The organism is Pseudomonas sp. B14(2017) (assembly GCF_002113255.1).
Lineage (GTDB): Bacteria > Pseudomonadota > Gammaproteobacteria > Pseudomonadales > Pseudomonadaceae > Aquipseudomonas > Aquipseudomonas putida_Z.
In genome coordinates, this window is record NZ_NEJY01000019.1 from 39,121 (window position 1) to 57,527 (window position 18,407).

16 protein-coding genes are annotated in these 18,407 nt (G+C 64.3%); 12 read left to right on the plus strand and 4 right to left on the minus strand.

The window, feature by feature from the left end; all coding sequences use genetic code 11:
- Nucleotides 1-52 precede the first annotated feature (52 nt).
- The 3 genes from CAG34_RS19720 (at nt 53) to CAG34_RS19740 (ending at nt 3,918) form a co-directional block, all read left to right on the plus strand.
- Nucleotides 53-1,117 (plus strand): 2,3-butanediol dehydrogenase, encoded by a 1,065-nt coding sequence (locus CAG34_RS19720; RefSeq protein WP_230386520.1) that lies wholly within the window; start codon nt 53-55, stop codon nt 1,115-1,117.
- Between the two features lie 395 nt (nt 1,118-1,512).
- Entirely contained in the window at nt 1,513-3,246 is a 1,734-nt protein-coding gene (locus CAG34_RS19735; RefSeq protein WP_085591946.1) for a C13 family peptidase, read from the plus strand.
- A gap of 27 nt (nt 3,247-3,273) precedes the next feature.
- Complete coding sequence (locus CAG34_RS19740) at nt 3,274-3,918, plus strand: oxidoreductase (protein ID WP_085591948.1); 645 nt, start codon at nt 3,274-3,276, stop codon at nt 3,916-3,918.
- An 89-nt stretch (nt 3,919-4,007) separates the two neighbouring features.
- Here the strand turns inward: CAG34_RS19740 and CAG34_RS19745 are convergent, their stop codons facing one another.
- The 4 genes from CAG34_RS19745 to CAG34_RS19760 all read right to left on the minus strand — a co-directional run bounded on the left by CAG34_RS19745 (nt 4,008) and on the right by CAG34_RS19760 (nt 8,403).
- The gene (locus tag CAG34_RS19745) at nt 4,008-4,295 is read right to left on the minus strand and encodes a YceK/YidQ family lipoprotein (protein ID WP_085591950.1); all 288 of its coding nucleotides are present in this window, start codon (nt 4,293-4,295) and stop codon (nt 4,008-4,010) included.
- The gene (ubiX, locus tag CAG34_RS19750; RefSeq protein WP_013970698.1) at nt 4,292-4,921 is read right to left on the minus strand and encodes a flavin prenyltransferase UbiX; all 630 of its coding nucleotides are present in this window, start codon (nt 4,919-4,921) and stop codon (nt 4,292-4,294) included. Before ubiX ends, CAG34_RS19745 begins: the two co-directional genes overlap by 4 nt.
- Entirely contained in the window at nt 4,918-6,267 is a 1,350-nt protein-coding gene (gene mpl, locus CAG34_RS19755; RefSeq protein ID WP_085591952.1) for a UDP-N-acetylmuramate:L-alanyl-gamma-D-glutamyl-meso-diaminopimelate ligase, read from the minus strand. Before mpl ends, ubiX begins: the two co-directional genes overlap by 4 nt.
- Before the next feature lie 66 nt (nt 6,268-6,333).
- Complete coding sequence (locus tag CAG34_RS19760; protein ID WP_085591954.1) at nt 6,334-8,403, minus strand: sigma-54-dependent Fis family transcriptional regulator; 2,070 nt, start codon at nt 8,401-8,403, stop codon at nt 6,334-6,336.
- 255 nt (nt 8,404-8,658) lie between these two features.
- On the opposite strand from CAG34_RS19760, the gene CAG34_RS19765 reads away from it, so the two are divergent.
- From CAG34_RS19765 to CAG34_RS19805, 9 genes are all read left to right on the plus strand, one after another.
- Nucleotides 8,659-10,179 (plus strand): aldehyde dehydrogenase family protein, encoded by a 1,521-nt coding sequence (locus CAG34_RS19765; protein ID WP_025337551.1) that lies wholly within the window; start codon nt 8,659-8,661, stop codon nt 10,177-10,179.
- A gap of 215 nt (nt 10,180-10,394) precedes the next feature.
- Nucleotides 10,395-11,843, plus strand: coding sequence for an ethanolamine permease (eat, locus tag CAG34_RS19770; RefSeq protein ID WP_013970695.1), 1,449 nt, complete (start codon nt 10,395-10,397; stop codon nt 11,841-11,843).
- A gap of 46 nt (nt 11,844-11,889) precedes the next feature.
- The gene (locus tag CAG34_RS19775) at nt 11,890-13,284 is read left to right on the plus strand and encodes an ethanolamine ammonia-lyase subunit EutB (RefSeq protein WP_085591956.1); all 1,395 of its coding nucleotides are present in this window, start codon (nt 11,890-11,892) and stop codon (nt 13,282-13,284) included.
- A gap of 8 nt (nt 13,285-13,292) precedes the next feature.
- Nucleotides 13,293-14,111: an ethanolamine ammonia-lyase subunit EutC gene (eutC, locus tag CAG34_RS19780; RefSeq protein WP_085592051.1), complete on the plus strand. Its 819-nt coding sequence runs from the start codon at nt 13,293-13,295 to the stop codon at nt 14,109-14,111.
- 108 nt (nt 14,112-14,219) lie between these two features.
- Nucleotides 14,220-14,678, plus strand: a complete 459-nt coding sequence (locus tag CAG34_RS19785) for a GNAT family N-acetyltransferase (protein WP_003257044.1) — start codon at nt 14,220-14,222, stop codon at nt 14,676-14,678.
- 251 nt (nt 14,679-14,929) lie between these two features.
- The gene (locus CAG34_RS19790) at nt 14,930-15,577 is read left to right on the plus strand and encodes a DedA family protein (RefSeq protein ID WP_025337547.1); all 648 of its coding nucleotides are present in this window, start codon (nt 14,930-14,932) and stop codon (nt 15,575-15,577) included.
- 9 nt (nt 15,578-15,586) lie between these two features.
- Nucleotides 15,587-16,402 (plus strand): zinc-dependent peptidase, encoded by an 816-nt coding sequence (locus CAG34_RS19795; RefSeq protein ID WP_085591958.1) that lies wholly within the window; start codon nt 15,587-15,589, stop codon nt 16,400-16,402.
- Nucleotides 16,403-16,495: 93 nt separating this feature from the next.
- Nucleotides 16,496-17,023 (plus strand): inorganic diphosphatase, encoded by a 528-nt coding sequence (gene ppa, locus CAG34_RS19800; protein WP_003255365.1) that lies wholly within the window; start codon nt 16,496-16,498, stop codon nt 17,021-17,023.
- Between the two features lie 358 nt (nt 17,024-17,381).
- Complete coding sequence (locus CAG34_RS19805; protein WP_085591960.1) at nt 17,382-18,083, plus strand: XRE family transcriptional regulator; 702 nt, start codon at nt 17,382-17,384, stop codon at nt 18,081-18,083.
- Nucleotides 18,084-18,407 lie beyond the last annotated feature (324 nt).

The window sequence follows — 18,407 nt, forward strand, 5'->3', positions numbered from 1 at the left end:
GCCCTTTCCGTGAGCCTGGAGAACAACAATGAATGACCTGAGCCACACCCACATGCGTGCCGCCGTCTGGCATGGCCGCAATGATATTCGCGTCGAACAGGTGCCCCTGCCGGCCGACCCTGCGCCCGGCTGGGTACAGATCAAGGTGGACTGGTGCGGCATCTGCGGCTCCGACCTGCACGAATACGTCGCCGGCCCGGTGTTCATCCCGGTGGAGGCACCACACCCGCTGACCGGCATCCAGGGCCAGTGCATCCTCGGCCACGAGTTCTGCGGCCAGATCGCCAAGCTGGGTGAAGGCGTGGAAGGTTTTGCCGTCGGTGACCCGGTGGCTGCGGACGCCTGCCAGCATTGCGGCACCTGCTACTACTGCACCCACGGCCTGTACAACATCTGCGAGCGGCTGGCCTTCACCGGCCTGATGAACAACGGCGCCTTTGCCGAACTGGTCAACGTGCCCGCCAACCTGCTGTACCGGCTGCCGCAGGGTTTCCCGGCAGAGGCCGGGGCGCTGATCGAACCGCTGGCGGTGGGCATGCATGCGGTAAAGAAGGCCGGCAGTCTGCTTGGCCAAACGGTGGTGGTAGTTGGAGCCGGCACTATCGGTTTGTGCACCATCATGTGTGCCAAGGCGGCAGGCGCGGCGCAGGTGATCGCCCTGGAAATGTCCTCGGCACGCAAGGCCAAGGCCAAAGAGGTTGGCGCCAGCGTGGTGCTGGACCCCAGCCAGTGCGACGCCCTGGCGGAAATTCGCAAGCTGACTGCCGGGCTGGGGGCGGATGTGAGTTTTGAATGCATCGGCAACAAGCACACGGCCAAGCTGGCTATCGACACCATCCGCAAGGCGGGCAAGTGCGTGTTGGTGGGGATATTCGAGGAGCCTAGCGAATTCAACTTCTTCGAACTGGTGTCCACCGAAAAGCAGGTGCTGGGAGCGTTGGCGTACAACGGCGAGTTTGCCGATGTGATTGCCTTCATCGCTGACGGCAGGCTGGACATTCGCCCGCTGGTGACCGGGCGGATCGGGCTGGAGCAGATTGTCGAGCTGGGCTTCGAGGAGTTGGTCAACAACAAGGAGGAGAACGTGAAGATCATCGTTTCGCCAGGCGTGCGCTGATTGCACCTCAAAGGCAACACGGAACCTGTGGGAGCGGGCGTGCCCGCGAAGCAGGCAACTCGGTGGATGGCACCGGCTCCGCCGGTGTTCGCGGGCACGCCCGCTCCCACAGGGATCGCGCCAGCTTTTTGAAATTGAGCAAGACAGTTGCTCTCACAGGTATTACGCAAAGTTGAAAGTCCCCGCGGAACCTGTGGGAGCGGGCGTGCCCGCGAATCAGGCAGCTCGGTGGATGGCACCGGCTTCGCCGGTGTTCGCGGGCACGCCCGCTCCCACAGGTTCCGTGCCAGCTTTTGGATGCAGTGCAGGCTCGAGAGCTGCGCCAGCACATGCCTTCGCTGTTTCAGGATCCCATTCTGCGTCATACTCGGCAGACCTATTGCCCGGTTCTCGCCATGCGTTCACTGCTCCCCGTCACCCTGGTCCTGCTGCTCGCCGCCTGCGGCGATGGCGAATCGCTGCTCCCGCCGGATGCGCGCCTGCCTGACGGTGGGCGGTACCGGGGGCAGGTGGTCGATGGCCTGCTGCAAGGCGAGGGACGGATCGACTATCCCAACGGCAGCTGGTACGCCGGTACCTTCAAGGACGGCCAATGGCACGGCCAGGGCGAATGGCACGGCCGCAACGGCGAGGTGTACCGCGGCCAGTTCGCCGCAGGGCTGTTCCAGGGGCTGGGTGAGCTGAATACCCCGGGCAGCCACTATGCCGGCACCTTCAGCCACGGCCGCCGCGACGGCGAAGGCACCCTCAAGCAAGCCGACCAGACCTACCGCGGCCAGTTCAAGGACGACCTGTACGAAGGCGCCGGCGAGCTGGAACTGGCCGACGGCAGCCGCTACCAGGGCCTGTTCGCCAAGGGCAAGCCCAACGGTGCCGGGGTGCGCAGCGATGCCAGCGGCAACCAGTTCAGCGGCCACTTCATCAACGGCCAGCTGGAAGGCAGCGGCACCTACGACAGCGTCGACGGCGAGCAGTACATCGGTGAGTTCAAGGACAACCGCCTGGAAGGCCGTGGCCGCTACGAAAACGCCGATGGTGATGTGTGGATCGGCGAATTCAAGGACGGCTCGCTGGTCGGCGAAGGCGAACTGCTGGGCAGCGATGGCAGCCACTACAAGGGCACCTTCGCCGACTGGCGCCTGTCGGGCCAGGGCAGCCTGCAACTGGCCGACGGCAGCAAGTACATCGGTGGCTTCCTCAACGATGCCTACCACGGCCAGGGCCGGCTGATCATGACCAACGGCAAGGTCGAAAGCGGCACCTGGAGCAACGGCGTGCGCGTACGGGACCAGAACGGCAAACTGTTGCCCGACCCGCTGGACCTGGCACTGCTCAACCAGGGCCGTTTGCTGGACGAAGCGCTGACCCGGGTACCGCGGTCGGCGCCAGCAGTCCAGCTGTACAGCCTGGTGGTAGGCGGCGATGGCCAGCAGAGCGTGTTCATGCGCGAAGCCGACTACGTCAGCAACATGCTCAAGGTGCGCTTTGGCGCCCGTGGCCAGGTGACCTTGGTCAACCACCGCGACCACATGACCACCCGCCCCATGGCCACGCGTGAAAACCTTACCCGCGCCGCCCGCACCCTGGCCGAGCGCAGCGGCCCCGAAGACCTGGTGTTCATCTACCTCACCAGCCATGGCAGCCACGACCACCAGCTGGTGTTCGACCAGCCGCGCCTGCAGCTGGCCGACCTGTCCGCCGATGAACTCGCCAGCGCCCTGGCACCGCTGAAGGACCGCGACAAGGTCATTGTCATATCCGCGTGCTATTCAGGGGGCTATATCGCCCCGCTCAAGGACGAGCGCACGGTGATCATGACCGCCGCCCGGGCCGACCGCGTGTCCTTCGGTTGCTCGGAAGAAGCCGATTTCACCTACTTCGGCGATGCCCTGTTCGCCGAAGCGCTGAACCAGACCGACGACCTGAAACAGGCGTTTGAACTGGCGCGCGCCAGCGTTGCCGAAAGAGAACAAAGGGAAGGTTTCGAGGCCTCCGAACCGCAGCTGTGGGCGCCGCCGAATGTGCTTGAGCACTGGCAGCACCTGCGCCGGCAACAGGCCGAAGAAGCATTGCGTAACGCCGCACAGGCCAACGTGGGGGAACAGGCGCAAACGCCCGGCAACCACTAAGCTTGTGTGTAACAAGGGAGAGACATCATGTATTTGACGCCTCAGCATGTCCTGCTTGCCGGTGCCACGGGTCTGACAGGTGAACACCTGCTCGACCGCCTGCTCAACGAGCCCACCATCACCCGCGTACTGGCGCCAACCCGCCGGCCACTGGCCGAGCACCCGCACCTGGAAAACCCGGTAGGCGACCCGGCGGTGTTCCTTCCACAGCTGGCCGGGCGGGTCGATATCGCCTATTGCTGCCTGGGCACCACGCTGAAGCAGGCCGGTTCCGAATCGGCCTTCCGCGCGGTGGATCTGGACATGGTGGTGGCGTTCAGCAAGCGCGCCCGGGAGTTGGGCGCACGGCATCTGCTGGTGGTCAGTGCCTTGGGCGCCGACCCGAAATCGTCGGTTTTCTACAACCGGGTCAAGGGCGAGATGGAAGAGGCGCTCAAGGCCCAGGATTGGCCACAGCTGACTATCGTGCGGCCATCGTTGCTGCTGGGCGAGCGGGTCCAGCCGCGGCTCGGCGAACAGTTGGCTTCGCCGTTTGCCAAGCTGATACCCGGGAAGTATCGGGGGATCGAGGCTTGTACCTTGGCCCGGGCGCTGTGGCGGCTGGCGCTGGAGGAAGAGGACGGGGTGCGGATTGTGGAGTCGGATGAGTTGCGCAGGTTGGGCAAGAAATAGGCTTCACTTGTGATGGCCTCTTCGCGGGCACGCCCGCTCCCACAGGTACAGTGATCCCTGTAGGAGCGGGCGTGCCCGCGAAAGGGCCCTCACAGGCCACCGGTGGCCTGAAAACCAACACCGGCCGCTGTGAGCAGCGACAACGGCAACAACAGAGTATCGAGCAACATGCTCCCCGGCAGGTCCAGCCCCGGATACGCCGGCGCATCAGCCCCGTAACGATCCCGCGGGCAGCACCCGCCATTGATCACATACAAGTCCAACCGGGTACCGGCATACACCACCGGTGCCCCGGGCTTGTTGGCATCCAGCGTGCGCACCGTGGCGCAGCCACCAAGCAGCACCAGCGCCAGCAAACCCGCCAGCGCTCGCTTCAATCATCCACCCCGAAGTGGTGCTCACCCCAGCGCGGCAACATGTCCTGGGGAATGTTCAGCAGGTTGAGAATGCGCGCCACCACGAAGTCGACCAGGTCGTCGATGGTCTGCGGCTGGTGATAAAAGCCCGGCGCCGCCGGCAGGATCACCGCGCCCATCTGCGACAGTTTGAGCATGTTCTCCAGGTGGATGGTGGAGAACGGCGCTTCGCGCGGCACCAGGATCAGCTGGCGACGCTCCTTGAGGGTAACGTCGGCAGCACGTTCGATCAGGTTGTTGCAGGCACCGGTGGCAATCGCCGACAGCGTGCCGGTGGAACAGGGCACCACCACCATTGCCGCCGGGGCGCCGGAACCCGAGGCCACCGGCGACATCCAGTCCTCCTTGCCATACACGCGAATCTGCCCGTCGGCAGCACCGGTATATTCGGTGAGGAAGGCTTGCATCGCCTGTGGCTTGGCCGGCAGCACCACGTCCGTCTCGGTAGCCATCACCAGTTGCGCGGCCTTGGAGATCAGGAAGTGCACCTCGCGGTCCTCACGCACCAGGCAGTCGAGCAGGCGCAGGCCATACTGAGCGCCAGAGGCGCCCGTCATGGCCAGGGTGATGCGTTCCGGCCCGCTCACTTCAGTGCCTCGGCCAGCTTGCCGTGCAGGCCGCCGAAGCCGCCGTTGCTCATGATCACCACATGGGTGCCTGGGCGAGCCTGGCCCTTGACCCGCTCGATGATCGCTTCGAGGCTGTCGGCCACCACGCTGGGCACTTTGCATTGCGCGGCGGTGGCAGCCAGGTCCCAGCCAAGGTTGGCCGGGGCGTACCAGATCACCTGGTCCGCGTCGTTGACGCTTTCCGGCAGGCCGTCACGGTGGGCACCGAGCTTCATCGAGTTGGAGCGCGGCTCGATCACGGCGATCACCGGGGCCTCGCCGACGCGCTTGCGCAGGCCGTCGAGGGTGGTGGCGATGGCGGTCGGGTGGTGGGCGAAGTCATCGTAGATGGTCACGCCCTGCACTTCGGCAACCTTCTCCATGCGCCGCTTGACGCTCTTGAAGGCGCTCAGGCCTTCGATGCCCATGGCTGGCATCACGCCTACATGGCGCGCCGCTGCCAGGGTGGCCAGGGCGTTGGCGACGTTGTGCTGGCCAGTCAGCGCCCAGTCCACCACGCCCTGCGCTTCGCCGTCGAACAGCACTTCGAAACGCGAGCCGTCGGGGCTGAGGAGACGGGCTTGCCACTGGCCACCTTCGCCGGTGGTCTGCACCGGGGTCCAGCAACCCATGCCGATCACCCGCTCCAGCGCCAGCTCGGTGGTGGGGTGGATGACCAGGCCTTCGCTAGGGATAGTGCGCACCAGGTGGTGGAACTGCCGCTCGATCGAGGCCAGGTCGGGGAAGATGTCCGCATGGTCGAACTCAAGGTTGTTGAGGATCGCCGTGCGCGGGTGGTAGTGGACGAACTTCGAACGCTTGTCGAAGAAGGCGCTGTCGTACTCGTCGGCTTCGACCACGAAGAACGGCGTATCGCCCAGGCGCGCCGACACCGAAAAGTTCTGCGGCACACCGCCAATCAGGAAGCCCGGGCTCATGCCGGCATGTTCCAGCACCCAGGCCAGCATGCTGCTGGTAGTGGTCTTGCCGTGGGTACCGGCAACGGCCAGCACCCAGCGGCCCTGCAACACGTGGTCGGCCAGCCACTGCGGGCCGGAAACATAGGGCAGGCCCTTGTTCAGCACGTATTCCACCGCCGGGTTGCCACGCGACATGGCGTTGCCGATGACCACCAGGTCTGGCGCCGGGTCCAGCTGGGCCGGGTCATAGCCTTGGGTCAGCTCGATGCCCTGGGCTTCGAGCTGGGTGCTCATCGGGGGATAGACGTTGGCGTCCGAGCCGGTGACGCGGTGGCCAAGTTCCTTGGCCAGCACCGCCAGCGAGCCCATGAAAGTGCCGCAAATACCGAGAATGTGAATATGCATGGTCGACCTCGCAAAACATCGAGGCAGGGTAGCCCAGGGCGCGACAAATCGCACCAGATGTTTCGCTCAGTCGGCCCTGGTGATGCCGTGTTTGCGCAGTTTTCGATACAAGGTATTGCGGCTGATGCCCAAGTGCTCGGCGACACGGGTGAGGTGCCAGTGTTTTGCCTCCAGGGTGGCCAGCAGCGCATGACGCTCGGCATCCTCCAACGCGGCAGGCCCTATCGCCGGCAAGCCAGCTCCCACAGATACAGCTCCAGCTTCGAAAGCCCCATTCACCCTGAGGGAGCAACTGTCTTGTGCTACCTGCTCTGGCCCTATCGCCGGCAAGCCGGCTCCCACAGGGATTGCACATGGCCTGAAGCCACCGCGATCGAGGTGGGAGCTGGCTTGCCGGCGATCGAGGGCGAAGCCCTCGCGAACAATGGCGGGGAGATCAGGGAACACGATCCGGGAGTCTTCGCAAAGCGCCACCAAGGTACGCAGCACGTTGCGCATCTGCCGCACGTTGCCCGGCCAGGCGAAGTCGAGCAGTGCCTGCCGCGCCCTGGGCTCGATATCGATCGGTTCTCCCTGTGCCTCCTGACGCAGCAGAAAGTCCAGCAACTGCGCCTTGTCACTGCGCTCGCGCACCGCAGGCAATGCCACTTCCAGGCCATTCAGCCGGTAATACAGGTCCTCGCGGAAACTGCCCTGCTCTACCCGTTCCAGCAGGTCACGGTGAGTAGCGCTGACAATGCGCACGTCGACCGCCTGCGGCTCGCCACCGATCGGCACCACCTGGCGCTCCTCCAGCACGCGCAGCAGGCGGGTTTGCAGGGCCAGTGGCATGTCGCCAATTTCGTCCAGCAGCAAGGTGCCGCCATCGGCCTGCAGCAGCTTGCCGCGCATGCCTTCCTTGCGCGCACCGGTAAAGCTGCCGCCGCGGTAGCCGAACAGTTCGCTCTCGATCAGGCTCTCCGGGATCGAGGCACAGTTGATGGCAACGAACGGCTTGCCGCGCCGCTCGCTGGCCTGGTGCACGGCCTGGGCAAAGGCCTCCTTGCCACAGCCGGTCTCGCCGCGCAGCAACAGCGGCACATCGCGCTCGAACACCCGCACGCTGCGGCGGAAGTCGTTCTGCAAGGCCGGGTCGAGCAGGCAGATTAGCAGTTCCACTTCCCGTGCGGGTCGCGGCTGGGCGGCCGGCACCGACCACACCGGTGCGCGCGCCTGGCCACGCAGGCTGGCGAACACCTGGCGCCCGTCCAGGGTATGCAGCGGCCAGGCCGTGCTGCCACCGGGCGTGGCGCGGCTGAACAGTTCGTCGTGGCTGCAAGCGAAAAAGCGTTCCAGCGGCTTGCCCAGCACGCCACCACGCACCGTGCCCAGCAGGTTCAGCGCGCTCTGGTTGGCGGCGCAGATGCGCCCGTCACCGTCGAACGCCAGCAGGCCTTCGCTGAACAGGCCGACCGACTCGGCCTGCAGGTGAAAACGCAGCAGCCATTGCTGTTCGAAATGGCGCAGGAAGTAGCAGCTTTCGATCATCTTCGCCGACAGGTTGACCAGGGCCATGGTATGGAACTGGCTCTGCCGGGAAACGTCGGGCCGCGCCGAAGACACATCCAGCACTGCCAGCAGCTCGCCATGCGGGTCGAACACCGGGCTGGCGGAGCAGGTCAGGCCGGTGTGGCGGCCACGAAAGTGCTCGTTCTGGTGGATGGTCAGCGCCTGGCGCTCGACCAGGCAGGTGCCGATGCCGTTGGTGCCCTCGCGCGCCTCGCTCCAGTCAGCGCCCAGCCACAGGCCGGCGCGCTCGAAGCTGCGCCGCTCGGTCGGCGCGCTGACACAATTCAGGATCACCCCACGGGCATCGGTCAGCAGCACTGCATGGCCGGCCCCGGAAAGCTGCTGGTGCAGGCTGTTCATTTCATGGTCGGCAATCTGCAGCACCTGGCGCAGGCGCTCGCGGCTTTCCAGCAGGCGCCCATGCTCGAGCACCACCGGGGCCTCGATCACCGACGGGTCGAGGTGGTAGTCCTCCAGGCAGCGCAGCCAGGAGCGGGCGATGGACGGGTCACTGCCGCCCTCCCCGGCCCCACCATGGGCGACGGTATGGACTTGCTGGGCATGGCGGCTGAAATGATTGCTCTGCATTGTTGTAGTTCTCCGCAGATAGAGAGTCCCGCCAGCATCCTCCACCCGGGAAGGCTTTGCAATGCACCCTCCGGTTACGTGTCGCAAATGGCACAAAGTGTCACCCCCGCGCGTACCGGCGCTGGCACAGCGACCGTGGGCCCGGCCCAAAGAACCGAGCCAAGTCATTGATTTGCCTGGTGCTCGAAACGCTGGCCCAACCTTTGCTCTACGCTTTCCAACTCCCTAACAAACACAATAGCCAGGAGACACACCATGCGTTACGCACATCCCGGTACCGAAGGCGCGAAGGTTTCCTTCAAGAGCCGCTACGGCAACTACATCGGTGGTGAGTTCGTTCCTCCGGTAAAGGGGCAGTACTTCGAAAATACCTCCCCGGTGAATGGCAAGCTGATCGCTGAATTCCCCCGCTCCACTGCCGAAGACATCGATAAAGCCCTGGATGCCGCCCACGCTGCGGCCGACGCCTGGGGCCGCACCTCAGTGCAGGACCGCTCCAACGTTCTGCTGAAGATCGCCGACCGTATCGAGCAGAACCTCGAACTGCTGGCCATTACCGAAACCTGGGACAACGGCAAGCCGATCCGCGAAACCCTCAATGCCGACATTCCGCTGGCGGTCGACCACTTCCGCTACTTCGCTGGCTGCATCCGCGCCCAGGAAGGCGGCGCCGCGGAAATCAACGAAGGCACCGTGGCCTACCACATCCATGAGCCACTGGGCGTGGTCGGGCAGATCATCCCGTGGAACTTCCCGATCCTGATGGCCGCCTGGAAGCTCGCCCCGGCACTGGCCGCCGGCAACTGCGTGGTGCTCAAGCCGGCCGAACAGACCCCGCTGGGCATCACCGTGCTGCTGGAAGTGATCGGTGACCTGCTGCCAAAAGGCGTGCTCAACGTGGTGCAAGGCTTTGGCCGCGAAGCCGGTGAAGCACTGGCCACCAGCAAACGCATCGCCAAGATCGCCTTCACCGGCTCGACCCCGGTCGGCTCGCACATCATGAAGTGCGCCGCCGAGAACATCATCCCGTCCACCGTCGAACTGGGCGGCAAGTCGCCGAACGTGTATTTCGAAGACATCATGCAAGCCGAGCCAAGCTTCATCGAGAAGGCGGCCGAAGGCATGGTGCTGGCGTTCTTCAACCAGGGCGAGGTATGCACCTGCCCGTCACGGGCACTGGTACAGGAGTCGATCTACCCGCAGTTCATGGAAGTGGTGATGAAGAAGGTGCTGCAGATCAAGCGCGGCGACCCGCTGGACACCGACACCATGGTCGGCGCCCAGGCCTCGCAACAGCAGTTCGAGAAGATCCTGTCGTACCTCGACATCGCCCAGAAGGAAGGCGCCGAGTTGCTGACTGGCGGCAAGGTGGAAAAACTGGAAGGTTCGCTGGCCACCGGCTACTACATCCAGCCGACCCTGCTCAAGGGCAACAACAAGATGCGCGTGTTCCAGGAAGAAATCTTCGGCCCGGTGGTCAGCGTCACCACCTTCAAGGACGAAGCCGAAGCCCTGGCGATCGCCAACGACACCGAGTTCGGCCTGGGTGCCGGCGTGTGGACCCGCGACATCAACCGTGCCTACCGCATGGGCCGTGGGATCAAGGCTGGCCGCGTGTGGACCAACTGCTACCACCTGTACCCGGCGCATGCCGCGTTCGGTGGCTACAAGAAGTCGGGGGTCGGGCGTGAGACCCACAAGATGATGCTTGACCACTATCAGCAGACCAAGAACCTGCTGGTGAGCTACGACATCAATCCGTTGGGCTTCTTCTAAACCGCGTCGCGGCCTTCGCGGGCTCGCCCGCTCCCACAGGGATCGCAGGGGATTCCAGACCTGTGCAGTACCTGTGGGAGCCGGCTTGCCGGCGATGAGGCCGGACCTGCAAACACAATATCCAGAGCACCAACCGCTCTGGCTCGCTTCCTGCAGTACCCATCACCATCGGCCCGGAACCCGTCCGGCCACCAAGAAAAACAACAGGTGAATCTATGCCAAGCGATCATTCCGCCGGCTCGCCGGCAGGCTCTTCCGTCGACTTCGAAAAAGTCGGCTCGGACTATTTCCAGCAACGTGAACTGAAAAAAGGTGCCGCCGGCTGGGTCCTGCTGGTCGGCCTGGGCGTGGCCTACGTCATCTCCGGCGACTATGCCGGCTGGAACTTCGGCCTGGCCCAGGGCGGCTGGGGCGGCATGTTCCTCGCCACCCTGCTGATGGCCACCATGTACCTGTGCATGTGCTTCTCGCTGGCCGAACTGTCGTCGATGATCCCCACCGCAGGCGGCGGCTACGGCTTTGCCCGCAGCGCATTCGGCCCCTGGGGCGGCTTCCTCACCGGGACGGCGATCCTCATCGAGTACGCCATCGCCCCCGCCGCCATCGCGGTGTTCATCGGCGCCTACTGCCAGTCACTGTTCGGCATCGGCGGCTGGATGATCTACCTGGCGTTCTACATCGTGTTCATCGGCATCCACATCTTTGGCGTGGGTGAGGCGTTGAAGCTGATGTTCATCATCACCGCCATCGCCGCCATCGCCCTGGCCGTGTTCCTGGTGAGCATGGTGCCCCATTTTGATGCAGCCAACCTGTTCGACATCGCCAAAACGGACGCCGTGGGCGCCAGCAGCTTCCTGCCGTTCGGCTATGTCGGCGTGTGGGCGGCCATCCCCTATGCCATCTGGTTCTTCCTCGCCGTAGAGGGCGTGCCGCTGGCTGCCGAAGAAACCAAGAACCCCAAGCGTGACCTGCCACGCGGCCTGATCGGCGCCATGCTGGTGCTGCTGGCCTTCGCCCTGCTGATCCTGGTGGTCGGCCCCGGCGGCGCAGGCTCCGAAGCACTGAAAGCGTCCGGCAACCCGCTGGTAGAAGCCTTGTCCAAAGCCTACGGCGGCAGCACCTGGATGGGTGGCTTCGTCAACCTGGTCGGCCTGGCCGGGCTGATCGCCAGCTTCTTCTCGATCATCTACGCCTACTCCCGGCAGATCTTTGCCCTGTCCCGCGCCGGCTACCTGCCGCGCAAGCTGTCGGAAACCAACAAGAGCAAGGCCCCGGTACTGGCCTTGATCATCCCCGGGATCATCGGCTTTGCCCTGTCGCTGACCGGCCAGGGTGACCTGCTGATCCTGGTGGCAGTGTTCGGCGCTACCCTGTCGTACGTGCTGATGATGGCCGCGCACATCACCCTGCGCATCCGCCGGCCGAAGATGGAGCGCCCATACCGCACCCCCGGTGGCATCTTCACCTCGGGCCTGGCACTGGTACTGGCCTGCATCGCCGTGGTCGCCGGTTTCCTGGTCGACCCACGGGTGGTGATTGGCGCCGCAGTGATCTATGCGGTATTAATTGCCTACTTTGCTTTCTACAGCCGCCACCACCTGGTCGCGGGTACACCGGAAGAGGAATTCGCCGCGATTCAGAAGGCCGAAGAGGCCCTGCACTGATCGCCGCCACCCGCCGCGGGGCAACCCGCGGCTCTGGAGAATCTGTATGGCAAGTTTCGTACACACGGTCGGCCATCTGGTTTACCGCTTCGACAGCCTCAAGGAAGTGATGGCCAAGGCCAGCCCCGCCCGCTCGGGGGACTACCTGGCGGGCGTCGCGGCCAGCAACGACGGCGAACGGGTCGCCGCGCAGATGGCCCTGGCCAATATCCCGCTGACGCATTTCCTCAACGAAGCGCTGATCCCTTACGAAGATGATGAAGTCACGCGCCTGATCATCGACACCCACGATGCCCAGGCCTTCGCCCCGGTCAGCCACCTGACCGTGGGTGGCCTGCGCGACTGGCTGCTGAGCGAAGAAGCCAACGAGGACAGCCTGCGCAACCTGGCACCCGGGCTGACGCCGGAAATGGCCGCCGCGGTGTCGAAGATCATGCGCGTGCAGGACCTGGTGCTGGTGGCACAGAAGATCCGCGTGGTCACCCGGTTCCGTGGCACCATGGGCCTGCGCGGGCGCCTGTCGACCCGGCTGCAGCCCAACCACCCCACCGACGAGCCAGCCGGCATCGCCGCCAGCATTCTCGACGGCCTGCTGTACGGTAACGGCGACGCCATGATCGGCATCAACCCGGCCACCGACAGCATCGCCTCGATCTGCGCCCTGCTGGAAATGCTCGACGCCATCATCCAGCGCTACGACATCCCCACCCAGGCCTGCGTGCTGACCCACGTCACCACCTCGATCGAGGCGATCAACCGTGGCGTGCCACTGGACCTGGTGTTCCAGTCCATCGCCGGCACCGAGGCGGCCAACGCCGGGTTCGGCATCAACCTGAACGTGCTGCAGGAAGGCTACGAAGCGGGCCTTTCGCTGAAACGCGGCACCCTCGGGCAGAACCTGATGTACTTCGAAACCGGCCAGGGCAGCGCGCTGTCGGCCAACGCCCACCACGGCGTCGACCAACAGACCTGTGAAACCCGCGCCTATGCCGTGGCCCGCCACTTCAAGCCGTTCCTGGTCAACACCGTGGTCGGTTTTATCGGCCCGGAGTACCTGTACAACGGCAAGCAGATCATCCGCGCCGGCCTCGAAGACCACTTCTGCGGCAAGCTGCTGGGAGTGCCGATGGGTTGCGACATCTGCTACACCAACCACGCCGAAGCCGACCAGGACGACATGGACACCCTGCTGACCCTGCTGGGCGTGGCCGGGATCAACTTCATCATGGGCATCCCCGGCTCCGACGACATCATGCTCAACTACCAGACCACCTCGTTCCACGACGCGCTGTACGCGCGCCAGACCCTGAGCCTGAAGCCCGGGCCGGAATTCGAGGCATGGCTGGCCCGCACCGGCATCTTCACCCAGGCCGATGGCCGGGTGCGCTTTGGTGACAACCTGCCGCCGGCCTTCCGCCAGGCCTTGGCACAGCTTGCATAGGGATGACCATGGACCACCGCACGCCTACCCCCGACAACCCTTGGCTGGCCCTGCGCAACCTGACCCCGGCGCGCATAGCCCTGGGCCGCACCGGCACCAGCCTGCCGACCGGTGCGCAACTGGACTTCCAGTTTGCCCACGCCCAGGCCCGCGACGCCGTGCACCTGGCCTTCGACCATGCCGGCCTGGCTACCCAGCTGAGTGACCGCGGGCGCGAAAGCCTGGTGCTGCACAGCGCCGCCAGCGACCGCAACCAGTACCTGCAACGCCCGGACCTGGGGCGACGGCTGAACGAAGATTCGGTTGCCGCGCTGCGCCAGCACGCCCAGGCCAACCCCGGCGGGGTCGACCTGGCCATCGTCGTCGCTGACGGCCTGTCGGCACTGGCCGTGCACCGCCACACCCTGCCGTTCCTGGCGCGCTTCGAGGAACAGGCCGCCGCCGACGGCTGGACCAGCGCCCCGGTGGTGCTGGTGCAGCAGGGCCGCGTGGCAGTGGCCGACGAGGTTGGTGAGCTGCTGGGCGCACGGATGACGGTGATGCTGATCGGCGAACGCCCGGGGCTCAGCTCGCCCGACAGCCTTGGCTTGTACTTCACCTATTCACCGAAGGTCGGCCTGACCGATGCCTACCGCAACTGCATTTCCAACATCCGCCTGGAGGGCCTGAGTTATGGCATGGCGGCGCACCGCTTGCTGTACTTGATGCGCGAAGCCTGCCGACGCCAGCTTTCCGGGGTGAATCTGAAGGACGAAGCCGAGGTCCATAGCCTGGAGAGTGAACACAGCACCGGCCAGAAAGGTAACTTCCTGCTCGGCAAAGGGTAAAAAACATGTCACGGAAGGCGGATTGCACTTGCACCGCGCATTGGGCAGCATGCCCTTGAAGGCTGATGGCAATCCGCTGTTTCCCCTAATGGACTCTGAGGGCCGCACATGCGCATCATCAAGGCAACCCTGGAACACCTCGACCTGCTCACGCCGATGTTCGTCAAATACCGTGAGTTCTATGGGCAGCTACCCTACCCTGACAGCTCCCGCAGTTTCCTGGAGAAGCGCCTGAAGCGGGATGAGTCGGTGATCTACCTGGCGCTACCCGATGATGACGACGGCAAACTGCTGGGATTCTGCCAGCTGTACCCAAGCTACTCATCGCTGTCGTTGAAGCGGGTATGGATTCTGAACGATATCTATGTGGCCGAGGACTCGCGGCGCATGCTGGTGGCCGACCACCTGATGCGCGAGGCGAAGAAAATGGCCAAGGAAACCAACGCCGTGCGCATGCGGGTGTCGACCAGTGCGGACAATGAGGTAGCGCACAAGACTTACGAATCCATCGGGTTTCGTGAGGATAACGAGTTCAAGAGCTATATCCTGCCGATCAGCCAGGATTGACCTGCACCGGCCTCTTCGCGGGCTCGCCCGCTCCCACAGGCATAGCGGCGCATCTGAAGTCGGTGCTGTACCTGTGGGAGCGGGCGAGCCCGCGAAGAGGCCGGTACAGGAATCCCCCCCTGCCGTAACCCCCCGCTACAAACTCGCCGGGCATGTTCCTGACTTAGCCGTATAATGGCCCACCTGTCATGTGTGAAAATTTACCCATCCCCAGGTAACCGAGCCTACGCCCAAGAACACAGGTGCTGTACATGGATTTCAACCCGCTGGACCTTATCCTGCATCTCGATGCCTACCTCGATCTGCTGGTCACCAACTACGGTCCCTGGATCTACGCCATCCTCTTCACCGTGATCTTCTGTGAAACCGGGCTGGTGGTCATGCCCTTCCTGCCCGGCGATTCGCTGCTGTTCATTGCCGGCGCCGTGGCCGCCGGTGGCGGCATGGACCCGTTGCTGCTGGCCGGCCTGCTGATGGCCGCCGCAATCCTCGGCGACAGCACCAACTACGTGATCGGCCGCACGGCCGGCGAGCGGTTGTTCAACAACCCCAACTCGAAGATCTTCCGTCGCGACTACCTGCAGCGTACCCACGACTTCTATGAACGCCACGGCGGCAAGACCGTGACCATGGCGCGCTTCCTGCCCATCCTGCGCACCTTTGCACCGTTCGTCGCCGGCATCGCCCACATGCACTACCCGCGCTTCCTCGGTTTCAGCGTCGCCGGTTCGCTGCTGTGGGTCGGCGGCCTGGTGACCTTGGGCTACTTCTTCGGCAACGTGCCATTCATCAAGCAGCACCTGTCATTGATGGTGGTGGGCATCATCATCCTGTCGCTGGTGCCGATGATCCTCGGCCTGCTGCGTGGCCGCCTGGGCCGCACGGCCAAGGCCCACTGAAACCTGCCGATGTGGTCGTTCAGCGCCTGGCGGCGCAAGCGCACCCTGGCGCGCTACCCCATCACCTCCCAGCAATGGCAGGCCGTGCGCGAGCGCCTGCCGATGCTGGACGGCATCACGGACGAAGAAGATCGCTGGCTGCGTGAAGCCTGCATCCTGTTCCTGCTCGACAAGCACCTCACCTGCCTGCCCGGCGTCGAGCCGGACGACGAGCAGCGCCTGTTGCTGGCGGCCCAGGCGCAGTTGCCGCTGCTGCACCTGGGCGAGCTGAACTGGTACCAGGGTTTCCACGAAATCATCCTCTACCCCGACGACTTCAAGAGCCCCCAGCGCCACCGCGATGCCAGTGGCGTTGAGCACGTGTGGGACGGCGAGCACAGCGGCGAGGCCTGGCAGCAGGGCCCGATCATCCTCGCCTGGAACGGCGTGCTGGCAAGCGGTGGCTGGGAAGCCTACAACCTGGTCATCCATGAACTGGCGCACAAGCTCGACATGCTCAACGGCGATGCCAACGGCCTGCCGCCGCTGCACAGCGGCATGCCCGTGGATGAATGGGCAACCGCCATGCAACAGGCCTATGACGACCTCAACCGCCAGCTGGACGCCAACCCCGACGCCGAAACCGCCATCGACCCGTATGCCGCGGAGAACCCCGCGGAGTTCTTTGCCGTCACCAGCGAGTACTTCTTTAGTGCCCCCGACCTGCTGCAACAGGCTTATCCACAGGTCTACCGCCAGTTGTCGCTGTTCTACCGCCAGGACCCGCTGGCGCGCCTGTGCCGGCTGCAGGCCGAACACCCGGAATACCGCGAAAGCCACGCCTGACGGGGCCGCACATCAGGCCAGGCGTGGCATGCCCATGCAGAATGTGCCTATAATCGCCGCCACTTTTTTGGTCAAACACGGGGGCACTGCCCAATGAGCTACAGCAAGATTCCGGCGGGCAAAGACCTGCCGAACGACATCTACGTCGCCATCGAGATCCCGGCCAACCACGCGCCGATCAAATACGAGATCGACAAGGACAGCGATACCCTGTTCGTCGACCGTTTCATGGCTACCCCGATGTTCTACCCAGCCAACTACGGCTTCATCCCGAACACCCTGGCCGATGACGGTGATCCGCTGGACGTGCTGGTCGTTACCCCTTACCCGGTAGCCCCAGGTTCGGTTATCCGCGCCCGTCCGGTCGGCGTGCTGAACATGACCGACGACGGCGGCGGCGACGCCAAGGTCATCGCTGTTCCTCACGACAAGCTGTCGCAGCTGTACGTCGACGTGAAGGAATACACCGACCTGCCAGCCCTGCTGATCCAGCAGATCGAGCACTTCTTTGCCAACTACAAAGATCTCGAGAAGGGCAAGTGGGTCAAGATCGAAGGCTGGGAAGGCGCTGACGCCGCCCGCGCCGCGATCACCAAATCGGTTGCTGCCTACAAGGGCTGATGCCGGTTGCATGAAGAACCCCGCCCAGGCGGGGTTTTTTTATGCCTGATGGATGGCTGGTCGCCCTGGAACTAATTGACCTGCCTGCGCAGAAGCAACTGCCTTGCTCAAATTCTAATTGCTGGCGCGATCCCTGTGGGAGCGGGCGTGCCCGCGAACACCGGCGCAGCCGGTGCCAGCCACCGCGTTGGCCTCTTCGCGGGCACGCCCGCTCCCACAGGAACCGTGCACTTGCTTGGGAGAGTAAAAAATCCTACGCAGTCCTACTCCAACGCCCTACAAACAGGCGCTTTTCACACAAGCCCCATCAACATCCGGTTCATATCCTTGCTGGCACCCCGCCGCTACACTCGCCGCCATGAACACATCCGGCGACCGACTCAAAGCCCTCCTCCACGAATGTGGCCTGACCTCTTCCGATTTCGCCGCCCAGCGCAGCGTCACCCCCCAGCACGTCAACAACTGGCTCAAGCGCGGCGTGCCTTTGGCCCGGCTGGACGAAATGGCCGACCTGTTCTGCGTGCATCGTCGCTGGTTGCGCACGGGCGAAGGCCCCAAACACCACAACCCGATCCTGCGCAGCTGCCCGCCAGGGCCGGCGCCCGCCAACCCGCGCACGCCGCTGTCGGCGCAAGGCGGCCGGGCACTGAAGGTGCCCTTTTACGAACTGCACAACGGCCTGCTGTCGCCCGTGGCGGGCAAGCACATGTGCCTGCCCGCAAAAGCCCTGAAAGGGTTGGGAGTGCATGCCGACAACGCCATCTGCGTGGCCATGCCCGCCAGCAACATGACCCCGCTGATTCCGCTGCAGGCCACCCTGGCCATCGACCTGGGCATGACCCAGGTGTTCGAGGGCGAAACCTATGCCCTGCTGCACAACGGCGTGCTCAGGGTGAACAACCTCAGCCTCGGCCAGCACGGCACGCTGTACCTGCACAGCCATGATCGGCGCAACTATGCGGTCGAACGCTACACCACCGCCCAGCGCCAGACACAAGGGCTGGAGATTCTGGGCTGGGTATTCCACTGGTCGCATTTCCGCCAGCAACGGCCCGACTGAAACAACCTGTGCCATTTTTTGCTGGGCATCCTGCGCGCGCCCTTGTATGCTACGCCGCACATTCAGCCCCCGACCGGCGCGAGCCGCGTTCCAGAGGGCTCGGCGATATCCCACACGGGCATCTGCCATCTCTTTCAGGCCCTTGATGGCCACACAGTTAAGGCGATTGCGGCTTACCATAAATTAGTCGGAAGCGTCCCCGAGAAGCCGGCCACAAGCCGGCTTTTTAATGCCCGCCATTCTCATCCTCTGAAACTTTCTGCAGCCTTCCCATGGCCGGGGGAATCGCCGCTGCGTGAGCGAAAAAAATCTCATTCGCCATTT